This is a genomic window from Tumebacillus amylolyticus, assembly GCF_016722965.1.
GTDB classification, from domain to species: domain Bacteria; phylum Bacillota; class Bacilli; order Tumebacillales; family Tumebacillaceae; genus Tumebacillus; species Tumebacillus amylolyticus.
The window spans coordinates 1-23,260 of the sequence record NZ_JAEQNB010000009.1 but is presented as its reverse complement, the minus strand read 5'-3'; the positions used below and the strand labels follow the sequence as shown (position 1 = coordinate 23,260).

The window sequence follows — 23,260 nt, the reverse complement described above, 5'->3', positions numbered from 1 at the left end:
TCCACCCACTCAATCATCAATTAACCCTCCTCAATCAACTATCTAAGAATTCAATGTGAATTCGATCGACTAGGATCTGAACGGTCTTACCGTCGAACCACGCAAGATCATCGATTACTTCTTCATCGAGCTCAAATTCAACGCCAATGTCAATTGTTTTTTTAGAATAGTCGAACATGCCTACTACGTGATAGGCGAAACTATTCTCAATCCGATGGAATCCAATGTTTGTCCCCTGTGCTTCTTGCATATCGAGATCATCGAGAACGATGAAACGTATGGAGACAGGGTACAATTTATCCTCTACTGGTTCAAAGGAAATTCCGTACGGCATATAGGAGGTTACCTCAACGCCAGAAATAGACACCGTCACTTCCTCCTCCACTTGTGGATTAAAACTTTTGACCGTCACGCTATGTATCATAAGAACTTCTCCTCTCACTTTACGGAATCGGATTTATCACATTCTCGTTTTTTCCATTTAACAGTTTCCAGAAATCCTTACCACTCTCGACATGATAAGTAGTAATCTCTCCCTGGTTATTTGTACCAACGAACTCAAATTTAGCGATTCCTTTTCTCGAAGTACTCATAAACTTCACGTAACCTGTTCGTGTTTCAAGGGTCCCATCTTTCAATTTATACTGGTATTGTACTTTAATACCGTTTTTGATAACCTCCCTTGCCCCTAGCAAATACTCTTCGGCGTTCTTGTAGGTCTTAACCTTCTGGCCTGTACGATCGGTCTTATCGAATTCACGGCCATGCTTTTCATAATGGTCTATTTGTTTCGTAGAAGTAGCAAAACTTGACGGGACCTGCGCTGTTCCACCTGTCGTTCCTTCAAAACTACTCCCATGAAAAGTCGCCCCGGTATCCGCGCTGTACTTCGGCCCCATCGCTTTCATAATCCCTACGGCAAATGCCGTGCCGGCCATGTAGACGGAGCCGGGGGATTCGTTTTGGGCGAGTTGTTTTTTGATGTAGTTTTGGTAGCCTTCGTCGTCGTCCAGTTGTTTGTCGGCGTCGAAGTCGGGGTCTTGGATCAGACTTTGGTAGTACGCCGCTTCTTCGTCCTCACCCAAGAGGTCTTGCAGACGGTCGTAGAGTTGCTCGTTGCTCAGGTCGTACAGGTACTTGAGATACTGCTCCGCCGCCTCTGCTCGAACTTCATCAGGCAAATAGTCCGGTTGTTTGGACGTGTAATACTGCCGGAATGCAGCCAACAGTTGATTGCGGTCTTGCCCGTACTCGTCATCCTCCGCTTGCTCCACCAACTCCGGATGCCGCTTGTAGTACGACCACACTGCATCCGGCAACACAACCACATCGGGAACTCCGCTCATAATCTCGTGAAATCTCCCCGCCGCCAGCGAATCGGCTTCGCTTGCTTCCATGTCCGCCTGCTGTCTCAACCGAGCGGCTTGATGCGCGAGGTTTTGTTTATGGTGAATGCTGTCCGGCGTGTCATCGTTGTACTCCCAACTCACCATCTGAATCTGCTCCGCTTGACGTCGAAGTTCCTGCACGCGCTCGATCTTCCCCGCCAAATCTGTGAGCACGCTCGCCGCCCGTTCCAGCACGTCCGCTTGTTGGCGCAAATACCCGACATGCTGCTCATTTTTCCCGGCAAAAGAAACCGCCGCCGTCCCGCTCCACTCGTACCCGACCAATTGCGTTTGATGCCCGACCAACCGCGAAGCCTGCCTCCGCAATTCCCCCGCTCCCGCCCCAAACCGCGAAGCTGTATACCGCAAGGCATACGGGTCTCCTTGCAACATCGAATTCCTCACCCCACACTCCAAATTCTTCACGCAAAAAACGCCCAGCCACCACCCCGCTGAGCGTCTCTCCCTATCCTATTTAAAAAAACTGTCCTTGCCCTTGCGCGTCCCGCTTCGTCCGAACAGCACCCAGACGCCTGCGAGGACCAGCAAGATCCCGAGAACTCCGCCGAACATGCCGTTCATGGCGTTGAGTCCGAGGAAGATCACCGCGATTACGGTCAAGATCGAAACCGGCACCAACAGCCCGGCATTGCGACCTCCGAACATGTATTGTTCGAACAACCCCACCGCCGGTGCCAGCATGAAGACCGGCCACAATCCGTGGAGCGACCCCCAGCCGAAGATGTTGCAGAACAGGAACAGACAGCCGAGTACCGTCAACACCCCGCCCGGTACGAGAATGCCCGCATTGTGCTCCTGCGGAGACATGAAGAAGCGGACGTGGAACAAGATGCCCGGCACGAGCAGAAACAGCGGCCAGAGGAAGTACATCGAGATCGTAATAAACCCCAACGTCCCCAACGCAAGCAAGGCCCCGACAACCAACAACAAGACACCAGCAAATCGACGCTCCATTTTTTTCACCCTCACCTAGTCACAATCTAAATTTCTCTTATCTATATTGTACGTCCCGCCGGTGTGTTTTTCCTTCCGTCCCGAGACGGAGTCTGCACGTCCTAGAGGCTGATTCCCCACTTGCGCTCATGATGTTTGCGAATCCCGTCCGCCAGCAAATTGAACGACAAGATCGCAAACGACAACGCAAACACCGGCCAGAGCACCACCATCGGGTACGAGCGGAACGCGTTAATCGAATACCCGATCGACCCCGCCCATTCCTCCGGATAGCGCATCGCAACCGGCGAACCCTGCTCAAGCATCGAGCCGCCGAGGAACACCGACAACACGCCGAGTTGCCCCGCCAACCAGAGCGTCTGCGCAATTTCGCTGACCAGCAGCACCATGAGGAACGTGGACAAGTGCGGCAAGAGATGTTTGCGCAACACGCGCCAACGCCCCGTGCCGATCGCTTTCTGCCCTTCCATAAACGGGCTCTTCATCAGCGCTTCCATCTTGCCCTGAATCACATACGCCGTCGGGAACAGTCCGACCAGCGCAATCAGCACGCTCATCAGGAACAGAATCTGAATCGGCTTGATCGCGTCCGTGAAAATGAACACGATGACAACCAAGAATACGATCAACACCGAAGGCACCGTCGTAAACGCCATACTCAGCTTCTCATTCAACCACCCGACCGTCCGCGGGAACGACGCCCCCAAGTACGCCAAGGGCAGACCGATCAACGTCCGAACCAAGGCCACGCCCACGGCGAACGTGATCGTAACCCGCGCCCCGCGCAGCAGTTTCGAGAGGATGTCCCGCCCGTTTTGGTCGGTGCCGAGTTTGTTGAGAGTGTCGGCCGCTTGCGGGGCGGCTTCTATCTTAATCGAACCGTCCGCTTGCGGGATTTTTTTGAAAGGATGAACTTCATCCATCGTGAACGGCGCGACCGTGGGCCCGAACACGATGGTGAGCAAGAGCAATATGGAACCCATCAGCCCGAACCACAACGATTTGTTCATGGCTTGCACCCCCTATTTGCGCAGCGCCGGGTTGACCCACAGGCGCAGAAGCGACGAGATCAGGTTGACGATCAACACGAACGCGGCGAGACACATCAAGATCGTCGCCAGCAATTTCGTCAGCGCCGGAATGTCGGCCCGCGCTTGGAACCACCACGTCACCCCTTTGATGTTCAACAAGCGTTCCACGATGACGAGGCCCGACGCCGCAAACGCCACGACTTTGGGCAACACTGCGAGAATCGAATCGAGCGCCGGACGCATGACATATTTGATGAAGACCCGGTATTCCGGCAGCCCTTTTGCTCTCGCCGTGCGCACGCATTCTTGGGACAGCGCTTCTCGACAGGCATTGACCATGTAGCGGTAGACCATCGCCGAGACCGGCACCAGCAAGGAAAGCATCGGCAGGGCGAAGATTTTGTTCGCTCCAAAGTCGGCAACCCCGATGATGTACGAGCCCCAGAGGATGTTGAGTTTCAAAACCAGCAGTTGCAAGAGCAAGATCAACAGCAAGTCCGGCAGTGCAAATACCGCTTGGTTTACTCCGCCGATGACGTTCTTCGCCCACTTCGGCAGGAAAAACTGCACCGCCCCGAGCAAGATCCCGCTCGCCGAACCGAGCAGCACCGCCGTCATGAGAATTTTGGCAGAACGAGCCGCCATGTCGGCGACGTAGGAGAGAATCTGTGCGTTGAGCTCCGGCGTCATGTAGCCGCGAATCCACGTCATCTTGACCCGCAGTTCGCCGAAGTCCCCGTGTGCGATGTTGACGAAAAACGACCACACCGATTTGAAATACAGCGTCCAGTTCGTCGTCATGAAATCTTGCTGGATGGCGTGCGGCGTCACTTTGATGGCAAGCGGCAAAAACGTGATGAGGATGATGATCAGCGAAACCGCCACAAACCCTACCAAATTGCGCAGAACCACGCTCGAAATGCTGCGGAGGACACTCATGCCTGCACCTCCGCCTCTGCATAATGGCAGGCGACGAGATGACCGTCCGCGGCGGGTTCCAACGCGGGCGTTTTTTGCTTGCACAGCTGCGTTGCAATCGGGCAACGAGTATGGAACGCGCACCCGGACGGCGGGTTCATCGGGCTTGGCACTTCGCCTTGCAAGATCACCCGCTCCGAAGCCACCGCGACCTCCGGTTGAGGCACCGCCGAAAGCAACGCTTTCGTATACGGATGCAACGGGCTCGCAAAAAGCTCGTCGGACGTGCCCGTCTCGACGATTTTCCCAAGGTACATCACGGCGACTCGGTCTGCCACATGACGAACGACGGAGAGGTCGTGCGAGATGAACAGGTAGGACAGGCCGAATTTTTCCTTGAGGTCTTGGAAGAGGTTCAGCACTTGCGATTGGACCGAGACGTCGAGCGCCGACACCGGCTCGTCGGCGACGATCACTTTCGGATGCAGAGACAGGGCGCGGGCGATCCCGATGCGCTGACGTTGCCCGCCGGAGAGTTCATGCGGGTAACGACCTGCGTAGGAATCGTTGAGACCGACGATTTGCAGAAGTTCGGAGAGTTTGTCGGCACGTTGCTCCTTGGTATGCAGACCGTGGACTTCCATCGCTTCGAGAATCGACTCGCCAATCGTCAGGCGCGGGTTGAGAAACGAGTACGCGTCTTGGAACACGATCTGCATCTCACGGCGCAGTTGAAACAGCCGAGAGCGGGACATGTTGCGCACTTCTTCGCCTTGGAATTGAATCGAGCCCCCCGTCGCTTCGATCAGACGGAGCACGGCGCGGCCGGTGGTTGATTTCCCACAGCCCGACTCCCCGACCAGTGCGAGCGTTTCGCCTTGGTGCAGGTCGAAGGACAATCCGTCGACGGCGCGAACGGTGCCGAGGGTGCGGAGGCCTTTTTTGACGGGGAAGTGCATGTTCAGATCCTCGACGCGTAGAATCGGTTGGTTCGGCTGGCTCATGCGCGCACCTCCTTGACCACAGACTTCTGCGGTTCGGCGTACCAGCAACGCACGAGACGTCCGCCGTCCAAGCGCGTCAAACTCGGCATCTCGCCGCATTCGGACGTCGCATGCTCACAACGCCCACGGAAACGGCAACCTGCGCCCCATTCGCTTGGAGAAGGCACCGACCCCGGGATTTGTGTAAAACGCTCCTGTTTCACCGACAGTCGCGGCGTGGCGGCAAGCAACGCTTTCGTATACGGATGTGACGGGTCGGCAAAAAGCGTCTTGGCTTGCGACTGCTCAATCACTTGCCCCGCATACATCACGACCACTTTCTGGCACATCTGGGCGATGACCCCGAGGTCGTGCGAGATCAAGATCAGCGACATGCCGTTCTCCGCTTGCAACTCCGCCAGCAGATCGAGAATCTGCGCTTGCGTCGTCACATCGAGCGCCGTCGTCGGCTCGTCTGCGATCAACAGGTCCGGCTCGCACGAAATCGCGATGGCGATCATCACGCGTTGACGCATCCCGCCCGACAACTGCGCCGGGTATTCGTGAAAGACGTTCTCAGGTCCTGGGATGCCGACTTTTTTCAATAAATCGATGGCGCGTTCCTTCGCTTGTTTCTTGGACATGCCCAGATGGTAGCGCAGGCCCTCCATCAACTGGTTGCCCACCGTATAGTACGGAGACAGCGACGTCATCGGGTCTTGAAAAATCATCCCGATGCGCACGCCGCGCACCTTGTTTCGTTCCGCGTCTTTGAGCGTCAACAGGTCGTCGCCGTCAAACAGCAACCGCCCCTCTTGCACGCGAGCCGATTCGGGCAGCAGACCCATTACCGCAAGCGACGACAACGTCTTGCCGCAGCCCGATTCTCCGACGAGACCGAGCGTTTCACCGCGACGAATCGAGATCGACACCCGATCCAGCGCCGGAACGGGCGTTCCTTTTTTGTCCTTGCTTTGGAACGCCACCGTCAAGTCGCGCACTTCCAGCAGCTCACTCACATCAAACCCCCACTTTCTCGCACTCTCTATTTTTCGGTGACTTTTTTCTGTAATGGTTCCTAATATTCTGACTTCATGCGTTAAAAAATGATCCTCCCACGGTGACATGTGCGGAGGAGAAGCACCCATTCTGGGGTTCAGGGGAAGACATACGTCTCTCATGGGGGGGTGCTTCACAGGATTAGACACCGTGCTCCTCGTTTGGTTACACACATGGTACACTGAAGTGGACTTCATTTTCAGAAAGTAGGATTCTACTCTATGAACCTCGGACCCAAAATCAAAACCTACCGCGAAGCCAAAGGCTGGAACCAAAAGGAACTCGCGGAAAAAGCCGACGTGTCCCCGTCGACGATCTCCGCTCTCGAAAACGACCGCTTCACTCCGTCTCCCGAACTCATTCAACGAATCGCCCATGCGATGGGACTGCCTCTGCAGGAGTTGTCGGAGCGTGCGACCGAACTGACGCTGGAAGCGAAGTTCAACCTCGTCCGGCTGCATCTGCACCGCCACCACGACACGCAAGCGTTGGATGAGCTGACTCGCATCCAAGAGCGGGAAGCGCTGCTTGATGAGCAACAGGACGAATGGATGCTCTTGCAAGCCACCGCGCTGCTGAGCCAACCCGACCGCTTGCCCGCCATCGAAAAGCTCTACGCGCTGGTGTACAAATTGGAACGCGCCCCGCAACTCAACCATGTCTTCGTCGCCCGCGTGCAAAGTACGCTGGGCGACGGATGGGCGCTTAACGGAGACTTCGTGACCGCCGTGCATCATTACAAGCGCGGACTTGAAGTGTTGAACCGCCTCACGACTCCGGATTCGCTGTTGCTTGCCCATTTGCACTTCCGTCTGGCGGTCTGTTCCCAAGTTCTGCGTCATGATGACGAAGCGATGGACTCCATACGGGAATCGGTGGACCTGTACAACTCGTGTGCCACGCCGGAATCGATGGCGGAAATGTTCGCACAGCTTGCCGACTCCTACCTGCAAGGAGGAGACCCCGTGCAAGCGGCGGCCGCGTATCAAAAAGCGGTGGCGTCTTACAATCTCGCCGGTCATGTGCGCGGGGCCGTGCGCGCGCAGGGGTTTGAAGCGTTTCATAAGGAAGGACGACTCCCTGAGGAAGTCCTGCCTTTTTTGCAACGAGAATTGGACGCTCTGCGTCACCCGCTGGAACAAGCGTTGCTCCATACCCGCATCGCCAAGATCCATCTCGATCTGCAAGACTTGCCGAACGCAAAACAAGCGTTGGAAAAAGCGGAGGTGTTGTCCGCCGATGCACCCGCTTCGGGAGAGCGTGCCTACACGCTTTTGATCAAAGCGATGTACTTATTGGAAGCGGGAGAGTACGAGTCCGCCTGTGACTGTGCATTCGCCGCGTCCGACATCTACGTGACCCTGCCCTACTACCACACCAACCTCAAAGAATCGCTTCGCATCGGCAAGGAAGCCGTCCTCCGCCTGCGCAAAGGGGATGGAGGCCTCTCATGACAGAGCTTGGACTCCTCATCAAACTTCACCGCGAACTGAAAGGCTGGAACCAAAAGGAGCTCGCCGAAAAAGCAGACGTGTCGCCCGCGACGATCTCCGGGACCGAAAACGGGCGGTTCGTTCCGACGCCCACCGTGTTGCATCGAGTCGCCGTCGAATTGAACGTGCCGTTCCACAAACTAGCCTCCCAAATCCCCGCCCCTAAACTGAACACGCTGTTGGAGGTTGCGGCGCTTTATTTGTACAACCGAGATACCTACCATGCGTTGGAACTCGTACACCGCATTCGCACGGAAGAGTACCCGTTGCAAGAATATCAACTCGACGAGCTCACCTGTATTGAAGCTTCCGCGTTGACCATCTGGTCTGCTTCACGTATGGAGGCGATTGAGACCCTGTATTCTCTCTCTCACAAAATGAAAGGGTCCCCTCTGCTGTCCATGCGTGTGCAGAACGCGCTCGGTGTTGCCTGGCATTGGCATTCCGATTATGTGACCGCGGTGCATCATTTTAGGAGTGCGATTGAAATCATGAACAACTTCCCGACGCCCGAAGCGCATTTCCAAGCGCCGCCCCTCATCAACATCGGGGATTGCTTGCGTTGGTTGGGTCGATACCGGGAAGCGATCCCCTATATCGAACAAGCGATTCCACTGATGATCCAAAGCCGCAACATCATGTCGATCGGCGCTTGTTACTTCAATCTGGCGCACTGTTACGTGCATCTAGGGGATATCCCAAACGCGACGATTGCCTACCTTGATGCCATTCCCTACTTTGAAGCGGCGAAGGCAAAGTGGTTCACGATGCGTTGCCGCAGCAACATCTACTTTTACAATCCCGAGCTTGTAGAGGAAGCCATCTCTGTATTAGAAGAAGAAGCTCGGGAGTTGCAGGACGAGATACCGCCCAAAGACATTGCGTTTATCACCACCCGTATCGCCAAAATCCACGTTGACCGTCAGGAATTCGCAGAGGCCGAAGCTGCATTTGAAAAAGTGGCCGCGATGTTGAACGACTCCCCTCAGACCGCAGAACAGGCGTATTTCTTGATGAACTACGCGAAGTATTTTTTTGCTAGAGAAGACTATGAGACAGCCAGCCACTATGCATTTGAAGCTGCGGATCTGTACGCGTCGTTGCGCCTCCTCCACGCCGATTTGCAAGAATCGCTTCGCATCGGTAAGGAAGCCGTCCTCCGCCTGCGCAAAGCGGATGGAGGCCTCTCATGACAGAGCTTGGACTCAAAATCAAACTCCACCGCGAACGAAAAGGCTGGAACCAAAAAGAGCTCGCCGAAAAAGCGGACGTGTCGCCCGCCACGATCTCCGGCGCCGAGAACGGGCGGTTCACGCCGACGCCCGCCGTCTTGCATCGCATCGCGCGGGAACTGGGCTTGGAGTTTTACGAACTCTCGACCTTGTATCCGGAACCGAAACTCGATACGTTGCTTGAGATCGGCTATCTCTACGTCTCCGAACGACACTTCGGTCAGGCGCTGAACCTCGCCCATCAGATTCAATGTGAGAACCCGCCGATGCAAGAGTATCAGCTTCACCAGTTGCTGTATCTGGAAGCTTTCGCGCTCACCTACTGGGAACAGACCCGGATGCAAGGCATTGAAGCGCTCTATTCGCTGTCCACCAAACTCGAAGGGGCCGCGCACACCGATCAAATCTTCGCCATGCGCGTCCAAAATGCACTGGGTGCCGCTTGGTACCGGCAGTTGGATCTCATCACCGCTCTGCATCATTACAAACGGGCCATTGAGATGCTGAACAGTTTCCCGCAGACGCAAGACCGCATCGTCGGCACCATCCACTACAACATCGGGAACTGTCTGCGTTGGCTGGGACAGGATCGGGAAGCGATCGTTTATTTAGAAAAAGCGCTCCCGCTGACCCTCGAAAGCCGCAATTATATGAGCGTGGGCGGAATCTACTTTTCGCTGGGGGCTTGTTACCAAAACCTCCACGAGATGCAAGCGGCGTCCGAAGCGTTTCGGGAGGCCGTTCCGTGGTTTGAAGCGGCGAATTCCCAAGAGTTCGCGATGCAATCCCGAAGCCTGCTCTACTTTTGCTCGCCCGAACTTCGAGCCCAGGCGCTACCGTACCTGGAGGAGGAGTTGCAGACGTTGACGGGCGTCGTGCATCCGATTGACGAGTCGGTGACGTTGACCCGTATCGCGTCTCTACACCTCGAACGAGGCGAACTCCCCCAAGCCCAAACCGCGTTGGAAAAAGCGGACGCGCTGTCAGCCAAACATCCCCGCAGCGGGCAGCGCGGCTATTTCTTGCAGACGTACGCCCTCTATCAGCTCGCCGTAGGAAACGATGACGCCGCCAGCCACTACGCGTTTGAAGCGGCCGATCTGTACGCGTCGCTGCGTTTCTTCCATACAGACCTGCAAGAATCGCTGCGCATCGGCAAGCAAGCGGTGCTTCGCCTACGAGAAGGGAGCGAACGCACTTCATGACAGCGCTTGGCAACAAGATCAAGCACCAGCGCGAAGCAAAAGGCTGGAACCAAAAGGAACTCGCTGAAAAAGCGGACGTGTCGCCCGCGACGATCTCCGGTGTGGAAAATGGGCGTTTCATCCCGACGCCTTCCGTTCTGTACAAAATCGCCGCCGAACTGGGCGTCAAGTTTTCTGAACTGGTCGAGACACTTCCCGATCCCAAACTGGATACGTGGCTTGAAATCATACCCTTTTACGTGAGAGATCATCAATATGCCGCCGCCCTCCCTCTCATCCACCGCTTGCTCACCGAATATCCTCACATGCATGACGTTCAGCGAGATCATTTGATTTGTTATGAAGCCATTATGTTAGGTGAGTGGGAGCAAACCCGGATGCAGTGCATTGAGACGCTTTATGCGCTTGCTTTTAAGTGGGAAGGGCTCGCTCACACGAACCCAGAGTTTTTCGTGTCCATACACAATCGACTCGGTGCTTTGTGGTATCAGTCTTTAGAATTCATCACAGCCTCGCACCACTACAAGCGAGCCCTCGAAGTTTTGAAAAGTTTTCCCTCAGCCCAAGACCACTACCGGGTTGCCACGATTCAGTTTAATTTAGGAGACTGCCTACGATGGCTTGGCCAAGACCAAGAAGCTATCCAATACTTAGAAAAGGCCCTCCCCTATTTCCAAGAGCAGCGAATTGCCAAGGGTGTGGGCGGCTGTTACTTTGCACTAGGCATGTGCTATAAGAATCTCGGAGAATTTTCGAAAGCGGTGCTCATGTTCCAACAGGCGGCACCCCATGTAGAAGAAGCGAACTTGAAATGGTATGCCGTGCGTTGCCGAAGCTACTCCCGCTTTTTTAGTCCGGAACTACATGAAGACGCCATTGAGGTTTTGAAAGAGGAGTTACAGGAATTACGAACTATGATGCGACCCGGAGACGTCGCGACCACGAAGTCCCGGATTGCCAAGCTTCACCTCGATCGTCACCAGTTTCCCGAAGCCAAAGCGATGTTGGATCAGGCGGAGAACCATCTGAGCGAACTCAAGCCGGATGAACACCGCGCGTACTTCCTGCTTGCGAAAGCCCTCTATCATTTCGCTTTAGGTGACTTCGACACTGCGAGTCAGTATGCGTTTGAAGCGGTCGACTTGTATGCGGTATTACGCACCTTTCATTCCGAGCTTCAAGAAGCCCTGCGCATCAGCCAAGAATCCGTCCTCAAACTCCGCGAGTCCTATGAACAAAAAAAGCGCCCGTGATGTCGGGTCACGGGCGAAAAGTGGGAGAGCGTTTTTCCAAACACTCTACGAAGTTTGTCATAGAAATAGTACCAATAGGTAGTTGCAATAACAACGGTGTAGTGACAATATTTTTAGACGTATCCCACTATTGCAGACAAAAAATGAAAGGTCACCCGCGAACGGGTGACCTTTTTTTTACGTTTAGGCGTTTGTGATTGTTTCCGTGATTTCCTGCACCGCGTGCTCCAAGATCTTCATCGCGAGGTGGATGTCTTGCGAAGAGACGTTGAGCGGCGGGAGCAGGCGGAGCGTTTTTTCCCCGGCGTTGAGGACGAGGAGGCCGAGTTCTTGGCACTTGGCGACCAGCGGGGCGACGGGTCGGTCGAGCGTGACGCCGCGCAGGAGACCGAGACCGCGCAGTTCGAGCAGGCAGTCGTATTGCTCGATCAAGCCTTGCAGGCGCAGGCCCAGTTCCACGCCCATTTCGGTGGCGTGGTCGAGCAGGTTTTCGCTCTCGATGGTATCAAGCGTAGCCAGCACGGCCGCCATCACCAGCGGAGTTCCGCCAAATGTGCTGCCGTGCGTGCCCGGTTGGAACGCCGAAGCGACGTCCGCTTTGGCAAGCGTCGCGCCGACGGGAATCCCGTTGCCAAGCGCTTTGGCAAGCGTGAGGATGTCCGGTTGGATGCCCGCTTGTTGGTAGGCAAACATCGTACCGGTGCGACCGATGCCCGTCTGCACTTCGTCCAAGATCAAGAGCAGGCCGTGTTGGTCGCAGAGAGCGCGAATGCCTTGCAAGAATTCGGGGCTCAGCGGCAAGACGCCGCCTTCGCCTTGGACCGCTTCGAGCAGGATCGCGCAAGTGTGCGCGCCAATCGACGCTTCAATCTCGGCGAGGTCTTTCGAAACATAGCGGAAGCCCGGCACCAGCGGCGCGAACCCCTCTTGGAACTTCAAGCGCGGAGTGGCCGAGACGGTAGCCAGCGTGCGTCCGTGGAACGCGTCTTCAAGCGTGAGGATCTCGTACTTGTGCTCGCCGTACTTTTCCTTGCTGTGCTTGCGAGCCAGCTTAATCGCCGCTTCGTTCGCTTCCGCTCCCGAGTTGCAGAAAAACGCTTGGTCGAGCCCCGAAAGTTTGGCGAGCTTCGCCGCGACTTCCTCTTGCTTGCGAATTTGGAACAGGTTGGACGTATGCACGAGCGTCGCCGCTTGCTCTTGGATCGCGCGCGTTACGTTCGGGTGGCAATGGCCGAGGTTGGTGACGGCGATGCCGGAGGTGAAGTCGATGTATTCGTTGCCCGCTTCGTCGTACAGCCGAGTGCCTGCACCTCGTTCGAACGCGATGGGGTACCGACCGTAGTTGCTCATCAGATGTTGGGTCATGCTGTCTGTTCTCCTCCCCGCACCAGTGTCCCGATGCCGTTCTTGGTAAAGACTTCGAGCAACAGCGCATGACGCTCGTTGCCGTTCAAGATGTGTACATGCCGAGCTCCGCAACGCAGAGCTTCGAGGCAGGCTTCCACTTTCGGGACCATCCCGCCGTGGATGACACCCTCGCCGATCAGGTTGGCAATATCGCCGGCGGAGACCTCGGAGAGGACAGAGCCGTTTTTCATGATGCCGGGCACGTCGGTCAGGAGAATCAATTTCTCAGCGGAAAGTGCGCCTGCGATGGCTCCTGCCGCCGAGTCTGCGTTGACGTTGTAGCGCGTGCCGTGTTCGTCGACGCCAATCGGGGCGATGACCGGGATGAAGCCCCCGGCGAGAATCGAATGGAGCACATCCGGTTGGACATGCGTGACTTCGCCGACCAAGCCGAGGTCGCCGCCGTCGTGTTGTTTTTTCTGAACGTGCAGCAAGTTGCCGTCCACGCCGGTCAGACCGACAGACGGACAGCCCGCCGCGCCGAATGCGGCGACGAGTTGTTTGTTGACTTGACCGCCGAGCACCATCTCGACGACTTCCATCGTCGGACCGTCGGTGACACGCAAGCCGTCCACGAATTGCGCTTGGTGTCCGAGAGCGTTCAGCAGTTTCGTGATCGCTTTGCCGCCGCCGTGGACGACGACCGGTTGGAGACCGACTTGTTTCAGCCAGATGATGTCGAGGATGACCGGGTCGATCTCTTGGCGGTCGGCGTCCGATTGGATCGTGGAACCGCCGTATTTGATGACGACGATCTTGCCGGCGAATTTTTGAATGTAGGGCAGGGCTTCGATGAGCACCTGCGCTTTTTCAGAAGGAGAAATCTCCGCGATTGTGTTCAAAGTTTCCATCTCCCTCCCCCGACTCAGGTCCGATACGAAGCGTTGATGCGCACGTAGTCGTACGTGAGGTCGCAACCGTATGCTTTGGCGGAGGCATCGCCTTGGTTGAGGTCGATCGTGAGCACGACGTTGTCGCCGAGCAGAATTTCCTTGGCCGCTTCTTCGTCGAACACGAGGCCCATGCCGCCCGCGGCGACTTGAATCGAGCCGATGAAGATGTCGAGCAGGTTCGGGTCGAACTTCGCGCCGGAGTAGCCCGCCGCGCAGAGGATGCGGCCCCAGTTGGCGTCTGCGCCGTAGACGGCCGTTTTGACAAGGGAAGAACCGATGACAGACTTCGCGATCACCGTTGCGATCTCCTGAGACGGAGCGCTGTTGACGGCGACTTCGATCAGCTTCGTGGCACCCTCGCCGTCACGAGCGATGTCCTTGGCGAGTTTTTCGGAGACGATGTGGAAGGCGTCGACGAATTCGTTCCATTGCGGGTGGTCTTCGTTGAGCATAACATTTCCCGCCATGCCGTTTGCCATCACCAGCACCATGTCGTTGGTCGAGGTGTCGCCGTCGACGGTGATGCAGTTGTAGGTTTGATCGGTGGTTTTCGAGAGCAAGCGCTTGAGCGCCGCCGGTTCAACGGCTGCGTCGGTGGTGACGAACGCGAGCATCGTCGCCATGTTCGGATGGATCATCCCCGAGCCTTTCGCCACGCCGCCGAGGGTGACGAGTTGACCGTCGAGGGTCAGTTGCACGGCCACTTCTTTTTTGCCCGTATCGGTCGTCAAAATCGCTTCGGCAAAAAAGTCTCCGCCCGCCACCGCGAGCTCCGACGCCGCTTGGTTGATTCCGTTCAAGAGCGGTTCCATCGGCATCTGCACGCCGATGACGCCCGTCGAAGCGATGGCGACCGCATCGTCCGCCAAGTGAAGCGCTTTGGCGGTTGCGGCACGCATGGTTTTGGCGTCTGCGTCGCCTTGGGCGCCGGTGCAAGCGTTGGCGTTGCCGGAGTTGACGACGATCGCTTGCAAGTACGGCGTGGTTTGCAGTTGGAGTTCATTTTGCGTGACGCAAGCAGCACGGACGAGGTTCGTGGTGAAAACGCCCGCCGCTGCGGCCGGAACTTCGGAGACGAGGAGACCGAGGTCTTTTCTTTTTTTCTTGATCCCGGCGTGAAGTCCGGTCGCTTTGAAGCCCTTCGGTGTGGTGACGCCGCCTGCGGAGAGCACGGTGCAGGTGGTTTTTTCGATGGTGGTTTTCATTCTGGCTCTCTCTCCTTTTTTATAAGTAGACGGGTGCGGTTGCAAGCCCCGTGGTTTCCGGTAGTCCGGCGAGCAGGTTGAGATTCTGAATCGCTTGGCCTGCCGCGCCTTTTACTAAATTGTCAATGCAGCCGATCACCGTCACACGCTTCGTGCGCGGATCGACTCGCAGTCCGATGTCACAATAGTTGCTCGCCGACACGTCGCGCGTCTGCGGCCAAGAACCTGCCGCATGCAGTCGCACAAACGGAGCGTCGCGGTAGAATTCGCGGTAGACCGCCAGCAGGTCTTCGGTGCTGTACGATCCGGTAAGCGACGCATAGCTCGTCGTGAGGATGCCGCGAATCATCGGCACGAGGTGGGTGGTGAACGAGATCGTCACACGCTCCCCGTTTGGATTCACGTCGGTCAGCACACGCTCGATTTCGGGGATGTGCTGGTGCTCTCCGACTTTGTATGCTTTGAAATTCTCGTTGACCTCGACGAAGTGCGTACCCGCCGAGAGTGCTTTGCCTGCACCGGAGACGCCCGATTTGGCGTCGATGATCAGGCTTTGCGGGTCGATCAGTCCGTTTTTCACCAGCGGCAACAGCGAGAGCAGTGTCGCGGTCGGGTAGCAACCGGGGTTGGCGATCAACTTCGCGTCGGCGATGCGGGACGCATAGAGCTCCGGCAGACCGTAAACCGCGCTGTCGAGAACGGCGGACGAGGGCGGCGTTTTTTTGTACCAAGTGGCATAGTCTTCACTTGGCAATCGGTGATCTCCCGCAAGGTCGATCACACGGACGCCCGCTTCCAAGAGGCCGGGCACCAAGCCCGTCGAAATTCCGGACGGCAGGGCGACCAGGGCGAAGTCTGCCACTTTGGCGATCTCCGCCGGGTCGGCCGGCTGGAGGGTGTGCGCCAGTACCCCGCGCAGATGCGGGTACACATCCGATAAGTCGGCTCCCGCTTGCGAGTCGGAGGACACGTACGTCACCTCCGCCTCCGGGTGCTTTTGCAACAAACGCACCACTTCCAATCCTGTATAGCCCGTTGCTCCCAAGATGGCGATTTGCATCTCTTCTCTCACCTCTGTCTCTGTCTTCATGCTATGAATCATTATACGAGTGTATGTATAAAGTTGCAATGATTTTGTATAAAAAAAAGACCCGTGGGTGGACGGGTCTTTTTTCCTGCGCGAATCGTTCAGCGGCACGGCAGGGTGACTTCGACGGTGGTGCCTTGGTCGACGACGCTTGCGATGTGCAAGCGGCCTTGGTGTTGTTCGATGATTCGTTTGGAAACCATCAGGCCGAGGCCGGTGCCTTTTTCCTTGGTGGTGTAGAACGGTTCGCCGAGCTTCTGCATCAGGTCGGGCGCGATGCCGACACCTTCGTCGGCGATGGTGATGCTGACTTCCTGCGCATTCAGGCGTTTCACGCCGAGAGTGACACGTCCGCCGTTTGGCATGGCGTCGATGGCGTTTTGCAGAAAGTTCAGAAATACTTGCTTGAGTTGGTTCTCGTCACAGGTCAGCATCGGGAGGTCCGGCGAATCCGGGTCGAACTTGGAAATCACTTGCACGTTGTTGAGGATCGCTTGCGTTTCGATCAGTGTGGAGATGTGCTTGAAGATGTCTCCCAGCGCGACTTGGCGGTGTCGAATCACTTGCGGTTTGGCGAGGACGAGCAGTTCGGAGACGATGTTCTCGATCCGTTGGAGTTCGGAGGACATGACGTCGAGGTACTTGTCTTCCCGGAAGCCGATTTGCATGAGTTGGACGAAGCCTTTGAGAGCCGTCAGCGGGTTGCGGATTTCATGAGCCACTCCGGCGGCGAGTTGTCCGGCGATGCCGAGTTTCTCTGATTTCAGTAAAAGTTCTTCGGTCCGTTTGCGTTCCGTGATGTCGCGTATGGTGACGGAGCTGCCGACGACGCGGCCGTCTCCGTCGCGAACCGGCGAGATGGACAGCATGACGTTCAACTTCGTCCCGTCGCGGCGCAGACGGCAGGTTTCGTGTCCAAGCACAGTTTCGCCGTTCTCGACTTGCTTTTGAAAGCGACGGTATTCTTCGCGGCAGTCATCGGGTACGACGAGGATGGTTTGGGGCGTGTGCCCGATGACGTCTTCGGCGAGGACCCCGAACATCCGTTCGTAGGCGCGGTTGATGCGCAACATTTTCCAATCGAGGTCGAGCAGGGCGATTGCGTCTGCGTTGTTCTCGATGTAGGAGTCCATCTGGTCGCGGGTGGCGCGCAAATGGTCTTCCACTTGCTTGCGGGCGGTGATGTCCCGCCCGATGCCGAGGATCATGTCGACATTGCCGTTTTTGTCACGGATCAATTTCACCGTCGTTTCAAACCAGATCCAGCGGCCATCTTTGTGCCGCACACGGCAGGTAAAGATGTCCCCGTCGTCGGTGAACGCAAACGAGGTGTTCATCAAGCGCTCCAGATCTTCCGGGTGGTACAGATCGGACGAAAGTTGGCCGATCACTTCCTCCGGCTCGTAGCCGAGCAGTCGGCGAACGGAGGGCGAGATAAATCGGACCCTGCCTTCGGGCGACGAGTACGAGATGATGTCTTGGGCGTTTTCCGAGATCAGTCGCAGCAGTTCATCCCGCTCTCGCAGCCGCCGCTCTTGCTCAATTTGGTCGGTGATGTCACGGTCGATGCCGATCATTTTCAGCGGCGATCCGTTTTCGTCAAACAGCACTTCGCCTTGGGCATGCAACGTCCTGAGTTCGCCATCGGGACGCCGAACGCGAAATTGGTTGTCGAGCAGGTGCCCTTCCAATGCGGAGCGGGAGGTGCGGTCAACGCCTTCACGGTCCTCCTCGTGGACGCAACTTCTGAATTTTTCGTACGTATCGATGGAGCCGAGTTCAACGCCCATGATGTGGTGTAGTTCCTCGGAGCAGGCCAGTTCGTCGGTTTGAATGTCCCATTCCCAAGAGCCGAAGTTCGCCACTCTCTGGGCGCGGGCGAGCCGGGCTTCGCTTTGACGAAGTTTTTCTTCGGCATGCTTGCGTTCGGTGATATCGCGGACGATGTTGAACACGCCCGGCACACAGCCGTCGACTTGCTTCATTGGCACTTTGGTGACACGGACAAAGCATTGCTTGCCGTCCCGGCGCACGATGGTGATCTCGTAGCTCTGCGGTTCGCCTCGAAGCGCTTTTTCCAAATGGGAAATCGCCTTCGTGCGGTCCGGCTCGGCGACGAGATCGCGGAAATTGACATCCTCCCGAAACTCTTGCGCCGTGTATCCGAACATCTGCTTAGCCGCTTCGTTTACCAGCGTGTAGCGACCTTCCGCTCCCCACGCCAACACGGCGTCCGGATGGTTCTCGAATAAGGATTTATAAAAGTCCAGTTCTTGGAGCAACCGCTGCGTTTCGTGTATGTCATTCATGTACAATCCCCTTTACACAAACAAGACGTTCCCGTCGCTTCTTATTCAACGGTGCGCAAAGGGATTCCTGTTTCGGGTCTTGCCCCGCTTTTATTCAACCGATTCTGCCGGCAATGCGTAGAGCACGGCGGTGACGTTGTCGCCTTGGACGGTCGTTTGCAAGCGCACCGGAGTGGGTGTGGAGTTGACGAATTTGAAGTCGAGTTCAGGGTACGACACCGTTGCGTCTTGGCCCGGTTCCACGTAGCCGACGGGCAGGGAGTGCGTGTAGCGTTCTGTAATTTTGAGTCCGCCGCGCAGGACGGCGTTGTAGAGCGTGGTGGAGACTTGGCAGATGCCTCCGCCGTAGCCTTCCTCGAATTTTTTGCCGACGATGACGGTGGCGAGCTTCCAGCCGCTCGCAGGGTCGTTGGAATCGCCCGTTGTGTTGTTGAAGGACAGTTCCTCGCCCGGCATGAGAATTTTTCCGTTGAATTTTTGGCTGGCGAGCTCGATGTTCTGCACCCGACCCGATGCGTTGTGTCCCGCCAGTGAAGTGGTGAAACTGCCGATTGGTTTGCCCGGCGCTGTGGCGAGGCTGTTCAGGTAGGCTTCGTGTCGGGCTTTGGCGGCGCGGAGTTCTGCGTTTTTTTGCGTGGTCAGCGTGTCTTCTCCCAGCCCTATCATGTAGGTGGGCAAGGTGCCCGCAGGGCCCAGCTTGCTTTTTTCCGGCGTGGCCGGTTTGGTTATAGCGGCCTCCACCGTTTGGTGTCTGTCTTGCCATTGGGTGAGTGCGACCCACACCGCGCCGGTCATCACCGCGGTGGAGAGGAGCACACTCCACCAGATTTTCTGTGTCTTTTTCATGTTGAACAACACCCTCCATCCCTCTTCCCATGTATATGAGAAAGGACGTGAGACAGTTTGTCCAAGTTACAAGAAAAAAAAGACCATGTCGTCCGTGGGGGACGCATGGTCTTTGGATGTCGAGAAGATTGGCGTTGGTGATTATTCGGTGACTTTCAGCTTGGTGACCATGGTACCGTGGCCTACACCGCACATTTGGGTGCATTTCAGGTCGAGGTCGCCCGCTTTGGTCGGGGTGAAGGTTGCGGTTTCTTCCTTGCCGGACATCGCGTGAACGTCTTTCACGTCGGTGCCGTCGATGGAGAGAGCGTGCATGCCTTCGGATGCGGTGACGATCAATTTGACCGGCTTGCCGACTTTGACTTCGGTTTTGTCGAGCGTCCAAGCGAAGTTTTTCGCCGTGACATGGATGACTTGCTCGTCACCGGTGGATTCGGTGGTGGTAGCCGGAGTCGTGGTGGTAGCGGTGGTCGAAGAGTCCTTGGTGGTGGTGCTGCTCGTGCTGGAAGACGTCGAGCCGGAAGTAGAAGCTGTGGACGAAGAATCAGAAGAGGAACCACAACCTGCGAGAATCATACCAAAAGCAACAACCGATGTCGCTGCAAGAAGAGTAAATTTTTTCATGACTGATATCAGCCTCCTTCGTTCTTACACCCCTATCATACACCCGCGACTAGCTCTTTGGGGCTATGTAGTTACATGTAAGATTGAACGATTTGTGAAAGAAGGCACAAGGTCTGGAAAGCGTGGTGGGAACGAGAAAAACGCCCTCCCGAGGGAAGGCGTTTTTTTGTAAACCGGGAGTCGTAGGCAGACTTAGCCGAGGACTTTTTTCACGTGCTCAAGGACGTTCTCGACGGTGAAGCCGTACTCTTTCATGACGAGGTCGCCCGGTGCCGAAGCGCCGAATGTGTCGATGCCGATGACGGAACCGCCGTCACCTGCGTACTTGTGCCAGCCGAAGGAGACGCCCATTTCGATGGCGACGCGCGCTTTGACGGACGGCGGGAGGACGGAGTCTTTGTACGCTTGGGATTGCTGTTCGAACAAGTTTTGTGCCGGCATGGAGACGACGCGCGCGGCGATGCCTTGCTCGTCGAGCGCTTTTTTCGCAGCCATGGCGAGGGAGACTTCTGAACCGGTTGCGATCAGGATGACTTGCGGAGTTGCGCCGTTTGCAGCGTCTGCGAGGACGTATGCGCCCTTGGCGATGCCGTCACGCGCTTTTTCTCCGGTGTCCGGGAGTTGCGGCAGTTTCTGGCGGGTGAGAACCATCGCGACCGGGGAGCTTTTTTGCGAAAGCGCCCAGCGGTAGGCTTCGTTGGTTTCGTTGCCGTCTGCCGGACGCAGGACGGTCAGGTTCGGGATGACGCGCAGGGCTGCGAGATGCTCGACCGGTTCGTGGGTCGGGCCGTCTTCGCCAACGGCGATGGAGTCGTGGGTCAGCACGTAGAGAACCGGCAGGCCCATCAGCGCCGCCAGTCGGATCGACGGGCGCAGGTAGTCGGAGAACACGAAGAACGTGCCGCCGTACGGATTGACGCCGCCGTGCAGAGCCAAACCGTTCAGGGCAGCGCCCATCGCGTGCTCACGAACGCCAAACCAGACGTTGCGGCCGGAGTAGTCCTTGACGTCGAACACCGGGAGCCCTTTGAGGGTGGTGTTGTTGGAGCCTGCGAGGTCTGCCGAGCCGCCGAAGAGAGTCGGGAGATTTTTTGCCAGACCGTTCAGGGCAGCGCCGGACGTTTCGCGGGTAGCCATTGCCGGGCCTTCCGGGGTGTAGGTCGGCAGGTCTTTGTCCCAACCGGGCGGGAGTTCGCCGTCGATTGCGAGTTTGAGCTGTTGCGCGAGTTCCGGGTGCGCTTTTTCATACGCGGAGAACTTGGCGTTCCACTCGGATTCGAGTTGCTGGCCTTTTTCCTTGATGTGGGCGAAGTGATCGCGGATCGCTTGCGGGATGTCGAACGCTTCGTGCTCCCAGTTGTAGCCTTGCTTGGTCAGCTTGGACTCTTCTGCGCCGAGCGGGGACCCGTGGACTTTGTTGGTGCCTGCGCGGTTCGGGGAGCCGTAGCCGATGACGGTGCGGATCTCGATCAGGGTCGGGTGTTGCGTGTCGCCCTGTGCTTGTTCGATCGCTGCGCCGATCGCGTTGATGTCGGTGCCGTCCTCCACGCGGAGGTACTGCCAACCGTAGGATTCGAAACGCTTCTGGACGCTCTCGGTGAACGACATGTTCAGTTGGCCGTCGAGCGAGATGTCGTTGGAATCGTAGAGCACGACCAGTTTGCCGAGGCCCATGTGGCCGGCCATCGACGCGGCTTCTGCTGCAACGCCTTCCATGAGGTCGCCGTCGCCGCAGAGAGCGTAGGTGTAGTGCGAGATAACTTCATGTCCCTCGCGGTTGTATGTAGCGGCCAGGTGTGCTTCTGCCATCGCCATGCCGACAGCCATCCCGATGCCTTGACCCAGCGGGCCGGTTGTTGCTTCGACGCCAGGGGTGTGGCCGTATTCAGGGTGACCCGGGGTCTTGGAGCCCCATTGGCGGAACTGCTTGAGTTCGTTCAGCGGGAGATCGTAGCCTGTCAGGTGCAAGAGCGAGTATAGAAGTGCGGAGCCGTGGCCTGCGGAGAGGACGAAGCGGTCGCGGTCGAACCATTTCGGGTTGGACGGGTTGTGCTTCATTTGGTGAGCCCACAGCTCATACGCCATCGGTGCGGCACCCATCGGGAGGCCGGGGTGGCCGGAGTTTGCTTTGTCGATCATGTCGATCGAGAGCGTGCGGATTGCCGTGATGGCGAGTTGGTCAAAATTTGCGGACATGTCAGGAACTCCTTTCGTCATGGGCTGTCTGGTCTTGAGCGTAGGTGAAACCTTCGCCGAGGACTTCCTGTACATCGGAGACGATCACGAACGCACGGGGGTCGATCTGGCGGACCAGTTCTTTCAACCGCGAGACTTCGGAGCGGGAGACGACGGTCATGAGCATCGGCCGTTGTTCGCCGGTGAAGCCGCCGGTGGACGGCAGCTTTGTGCATCCGCGGACGAGGTTGAAGAGAATCGCTTGGCGCACCGCTTCTTCGTGATCGGTGATGATGTAGGAAACCTTGCCGACAGCAACGCCTTGTTGCACGAGGTCAATCGTCTTGCTCGTGATAAACAGGGAAATCAGCGCATACAACACGCGCTCTATGCCAAAAATCACGCCGGCTGCGGTGACGATGCTGCCGTCGATGACAAGCAGGAGAGTTCCGGCTGTGATGCCGGTGTATTTCTGCACCAATCGTGCGGCGAGGTCTGTACCGCCCGTGGTGGCTCGCCCGCGAAACACGATGCCAAGACCGGCTCCGAGCAAGAGACCTCCGTAGATCGAGGCGAGCAACGTGTCGGTGGTCAGCGGATGGTCCTTGAGCGGTTCGAGCACTTGCAGCCAGATCGTAAGCGCCAAGATGCCGTACAGAGTCTTGAGTGCAAACTCACGGCCGCCGAGAAAGCGGTACCCCGCCCAGAACAGCGGGATGTTGATCAAAAGCGAAGTGACGGATACCTTCCACCCGAACATGTAATACAGGAGGATCGAGATACCTGTGACTCCACCCGTCACCGTCTTGTTCGGAACAAACACCCACGTTACGGCGAGCGCGATGAGAAGCGAACCCACCGTAATGTAGAGAAAGTCCAGAAACAGAAGGGTGCGGGGTTTGTAGCTGCGACGTTGTCTCTTCATGTCTCCACCTTTGTTCTTCCACAAGTAGTCCTTAGTATGCGAGTAACGAAACGAGTATATCACTCCCTCTGTTACAAAAAAAGACCCGCGCCGGAATCGGCTCAGGTCTTTCACTCGTTGCGTTGACTCGCCTCGCGACGTCCTACTCTCCCGGGACCCTGCGGTCCAAGTACCATCGGCGCTGGAAAGCTTAACTTCTGTGTTCGGGATGGGAACAGGTGTGACCTTTCCGCCATCATCACGAGACATGAA

Annotated in this window: 20 protein-coding genes and 1 rRNA gene; 4 read left to right on the top strand and 17 right to left on the bottom strand. The window is 56.9% G+C overall.

Going from position 1 to position 23,260, the window contains the following annotated elements; translation table 11 throughout:
• Nucleotides 1-34: 34 nt before the first annotated feature.
• The 7 genes from JJB07_RS21555 to JJB07_RS21525 all read right to left on the bottom strand — a co-directional run bounded on the left by JJB07_RS21555 (nt 35) and on the right by JJB07_RS21525 (nt 6,314).
• On the bottom strand, nt 35-424 hold the full coding sequence (locus JJB07_RS21555; protein ID WP_201638185.1) for a hypothetical protein: 390 nt from the start codon (nt 422-424) through the stop codon (nt 35-37).
• 19 nt (nt 425-443) lie between these two features.
• Nucleotides 444-1,781: a WXG100 family type VII secretion target gene (locus tag JJB07_RS21550; RefSeq protein WP_201638184.1), complete on the bottom strand. Its 1,338-nt coding sequence runs from the start codon at nt 1,779-1,781 to the stop codon at nt 444-446.
• A gap of 78 nt (nt 1,782-1,859) precedes the next feature.
• A complete protein-coding gene (locus JJB07_RS21545) occupies nt 1,860-2,363 on the bottom strand; it encodes a LiaI-LiaF-like domain-containing protein (protein WP_201638183.1) in 504 nt (167 codons plus the stop codon).
• 101 nt (nt 2,364-2,464) lie between these two features.
• Nucleotides 2,465-3,373, bottom strand: coding sequence for an ABC transporter permease (locus JJB07_RS21540; protein ID WP_201638182.1), 909 nt, complete (start codon nt 3,371-3,373; stop codon nt 2,465-2,467).
• Between the two features lie 12 nt (nt 3,374-3,385).
• Complete coding sequence (locus tag JJB07_RS21535; RefSeq protein ID WP_201638181.1) at nt 3,386-4,333, bottom strand: ABC transporter permease subunit; 948 nt, start codon at nt 4,331-4,333, stop codon at nt 3,386-3,388.
• Complete coding sequence (locus JJB07_RS21530; protein WP_201638180.1) at nt 4,330-5,316, bottom strand: ABC transporter ATP-binding protein; 987 nt, start codon at nt 5,314-5,316, stop codon at nt 4,330-4,332. Before JJB07_RS21530 ends, JJB07_RS21535 begins: the two co-directional genes overlap by 4 nt.
• Nucleotides 5,313-6,314 carry an oligopeptide/dipeptide ABC transporter ATP-binding protein gene (locus JJB07_RS21525; protein WP_201638179.1) on the bottom strand — a complete coding sequence of 334 codons (1,002 nt, stop codon included), beginning with the start codon at nt 6,312-6,314 and terminating at the stop codon, nt 5,313-5,315. The genes JJB07_RS21530 and JJB07_RS21525 overlap by 4 nt, the downstream gene beginning before the upstream one ends.
• A 261-nt stretch (nt 6,315-6,575) precedes the next feature.
• On the opposite strand from JJB07_RS21525, the gene JJB07_RS21520 reads away from it, so the two are divergent.
• From JJB07_RS21520 to JJB07_RS21505, 4 genes are read left to right on the top strand one after another with little or no spacing between them, the layout of a single operon-like run.
• Nucleotides 6,576-7,808 carry a helix-turn-helix domain-containing protein gene (locus JJB07_RS21520; RefSeq protein WP_201638178.1) on the top strand — a complete coding sequence of 411 codons (1,233 nt, stop codon included), beginning with the start codon at nt 6,576-6,578 and terminating at the stop codon, nt 7,806-7,808.
• On the top strand, nt 7,805-9,040 hold the full coding sequence (locus JJB07_RS21515; RefSeq protein ID WP_201638177.1) for a helix-turn-helix domain-containing protein: 1,236 nt from the start codon (nt 7,805-7,807) through the stop codon (nt 9,038-9,040). Before JJB07_RS21520 ends, JJB07_RS21515 begins: the two co-directional genes overlap by 4 nt.
• Nucleotides 9,037-10,284, top strand: coding sequence for a helix-turn-helix domain-containing protein (locus JJB07_RS21510; RefSeq protein ID WP_201638176.1), 1,248 nt, complete (start codon nt 9,037-9,039; stop codon nt 10,282-10,284). Before JJB07_RS21515 ends, JJB07_RS21510 begins: the two co-directional genes overlap by 4 nt.
• Entirely contained in the window at nt 10,281-11,537 is a 1,257-nt protein-coding gene (locus tag JJB07_RS21505) for a tetratricopeptide repeat protein (protein ID WP_201638175.1), read from the top strand. The genes JJB07_RS21510 and JJB07_RS21505 overlap by 4 nt, the downstream gene beginning before the upstream one ends.
• A 183-nt stretch (nt 11,538-11,720) precedes the next feature.
• On the opposite strand, the gene JJB07_RS21500 is transcribed toward JJB07_RS21505, so the two are convergent.
• The 10 genes from JJB07_RS21500 to rrf form a co-directional block, all read right to left on the bottom strand.
• Nucleotides 11,721-12,902, bottom strand: coding sequence for an aspartate aminotransferase family protein (locus tag JJB07_RS21500; RefSeq protein ID WP_201638174.1), 1,182 nt, complete (start codon nt 12,900-12,902; stop codon nt 11,721-11,723).
• Entirely contained in the window at nt 12,899-13,795 is an 897-nt protein-coding gene (gene argB / locus JJB07_RS21495; protein WP_201638173.1) for an acetylglutamate kinase, read from the bottom strand. Before argB ends, JJB07_RS21500 begins: the two co-directional genes overlap by 4 nt.
• Nucleotides 13,796-13,809: 14 nt before the next feature.
• Nucleotides 13,810-15,042 (bottom strand): bifunctional ornithine acetyltransferase/N-acetylglutamate synthase, encoded by a 1,233-nt coding sequence (gene argJ / locus JJB07_RS21490; protein ID WP_201638172.1) that lies wholly within the window; start codon nt 15,040-15,042, stop codon nt 13,810-13,812.
• Nucleotides 15,043-15,061: 19 nt separating this feature from the next.
• Nucleotides 15,062-16,102, bottom strand: a complete 1,041-nt coding sequence (gene argC / locus JJB07_RS21485; RefSeq protein ID WP_201638171.1) for an N-acetyl-gamma-glutamyl-phosphate reductase — start codon at nt 16,100-16,102, stop codon at nt 15,062-15,064.
• 128 nt (nt 16,103-16,230) lie between these two features.
• Entirely contained in the window at nt 16,231-18,438 is a 2,208-nt protein-coding gene (locus JJB07_RS21480; RefSeq protein ID WP_201638170.1) for a PAS domain S-box protein, read from the bottom strand.
• Nucleotides 18,439-18,528: 90 nt separating this feature from the next.
• Nucleotides 18,529-19,284 (bottom strand): VanW family protein, encoded by a 756-nt coding sequence (locus JJB07_RS21475; protein ID WP_201638169.1) that lies wholly within the window; start codon nt 19,282-19,284, stop codon nt 18,529-18,531.
• 141 nt (nt 19,285-19,425) lie between these two features.
• Complete coding sequence (locus JJB07_RS21470; RefSeq protein WP_201638168.1) at nt 19,426-19,908, bottom strand: cupredoxin domain-containing protein; 483 nt, start codon at nt 19,906-19,908, stop codon at nt 19,426-19,428.
• A 192-nt stretch (nt 19,909-20,100) separates the two neighbouring features.
• Entirely contained in the window at nt 20,101-22,104 is a 2,004-nt protein-coding gene (gene tkt, locus JJB07_RS21465) for a transketolase (protein ID WP_201638167.1), read from the bottom strand.
• 1 nt (nt 22,105) lies between these two features.
• Nucleotides 22,106-23,008 carry a YitT family protein gene (locus JJB07_RS21460; RefSeq protein WP_201638166.1) on the bottom strand — a complete coding sequence of 301 codons (903 nt, stop codon included), beginning with the start codon at nt 23,006-23,008 and terminating at the stop codon, nt 22,106-22,108.
• 129 nt (nt 23,009-23,137) lie between these two features.
• A 5S ribosomal RNA gene (gene rrf / locus JJB07_RS21455) occupies nt 23,138-23,254 on the bottom strand.
• Between the last annotated feature and the right edge of the window lie 6 nt (nt 23,255-23,260).

Bases quoted from the DNA above. Each gene is read 5' to 3' on its own strand.
- JJB07_RS21505 (WP_201638175.1), top strand. From the start codon at position 10,281: ATGACAGCGCTTGGCAACAAGATCAAGCACCAGCGCGAAGCAAAAGGC.
- JJB07_RS21520 (WP_201638178.1), top strand. From the start codon at position 6,576: ATGAACCTCGGACCCAAAATCAAAACCTACCGCGAAGCCAAAGGCTGG.
- JJB07_RS21540 (WP_201638182.1), bottom strand. From the start codon at position 3,373: ATGAACAAATCGTTGTGGTTCGGGCTGATGGGTTCCATATTGCTCTTG.
- argC (WP_201638171.1), bottom strand. From the start codon at position 16,102: ATGCAAATCGCCATCTTGGGAGCAACGGGCTATACAGGATTGGAAGTG.
- JJB07_RS21555 (WP_201638185.1), bottom strand. From the start codon at position 424: ATGATACATAGCGTGACGGTCAAAAGTTTTAATCCACAAGTGGAGGAG.
- JJB07_RS21470 (WP_201638168.1), bottom strand. From the start codon at position 19,908: ATGAAAAAATTTACTCTTCTTGCAGCGACATCGGTTGTTGCTTTTGGT.
- JJB07_RS21535 (WP_201638181.1), bottom strand. From the start codon at position 4,333: ATGAGTGTCCTCCGCAGCATTTCGAGCGTGGTTCTGCGCAATTTGGTA.
- JJB07_RS21550 (WP_201638184.1), bottom strand. From the start codon at position 1,781: ATGTTGCAAGGAGACCCGTATGCCTTGCGGTATACAGCTTCGCGGTTT.
- JJB07_RS21530 (WP_201638180.1), bottom strand. From the start codon at position 5,316: ATGAGCCAGCCGAACCAACCGATTCTACGCGTCGAGGATCTGAACATG.
- JJB07_RS21510 (WP_201638176.1), top strand. From the start codon at position 9,037: ATGACAGAGCTTGGACTCAAAATCAAACTCCACCGCGAACGAAAAGGC.
- JJB07_RS21460 (WP_201638166.1), bottom strand. From the start codon at position 23,008: ATGAAGAGACAACGTCGCAGCTACAAACCCCGCACCCTTCTGTTTCTG.
- JJB07_RS21515 (WP_201638177.1), top strand. From the start codon at position 7,805: ATGACAGAGCTTGGACTCCTCATCAAACTTCACCGCGAACTGAAAGGC.
- JJB07_RS21480 (WP_201638170.1), bottom strand. From the start codon at position 18,438: ATGAATGACATACACGAAACGCAGCGGTTGCTCCAAGAACTGGACTTT.
- JJB07_RS21500 (WP_201638174.1), bottom strand. From the start codon at position 12,902: ATGACCCAACATCTGATGAGCAACTACGGTCGGTACCCCATCGCGTTC.
- argB (WP_201638173.1), bottom strand. From the start codon at position 13,795: ATGGAAACTTTGAACACAATCGCGGAGATTTCTCCTTCTGAAAAAGCG.
- JJB07_RS21545 (WP_201638183.1), bottom strand. From the start codon at position 2,363: ATGGAGCGTCGATTTGCTGGTGTCTTGTTGTTGGTTGTCGGGGCCTTG.
- JJB07_RS21475 (WP_201638169.1), bottom strand. From the start codon at position 19,284: ATGAAAAAGACACAGAAAATCTGGTGGAGTGTGCTCCTCTCCACCGCG.
- tkt (WP_201638167.1), bottom strand. From the start codon at position 22,104: ATGTCCGCAAATTTTGACCAACTCGCCATCACGGCAATCCGCACGCTC.
- argJ (WP_201638172.1), bottom strand. From the start codon at position 15,042: ATGAAAACCACCATCGAAAAAACCACCTGCACCGTGCTCTCCGCAGGC.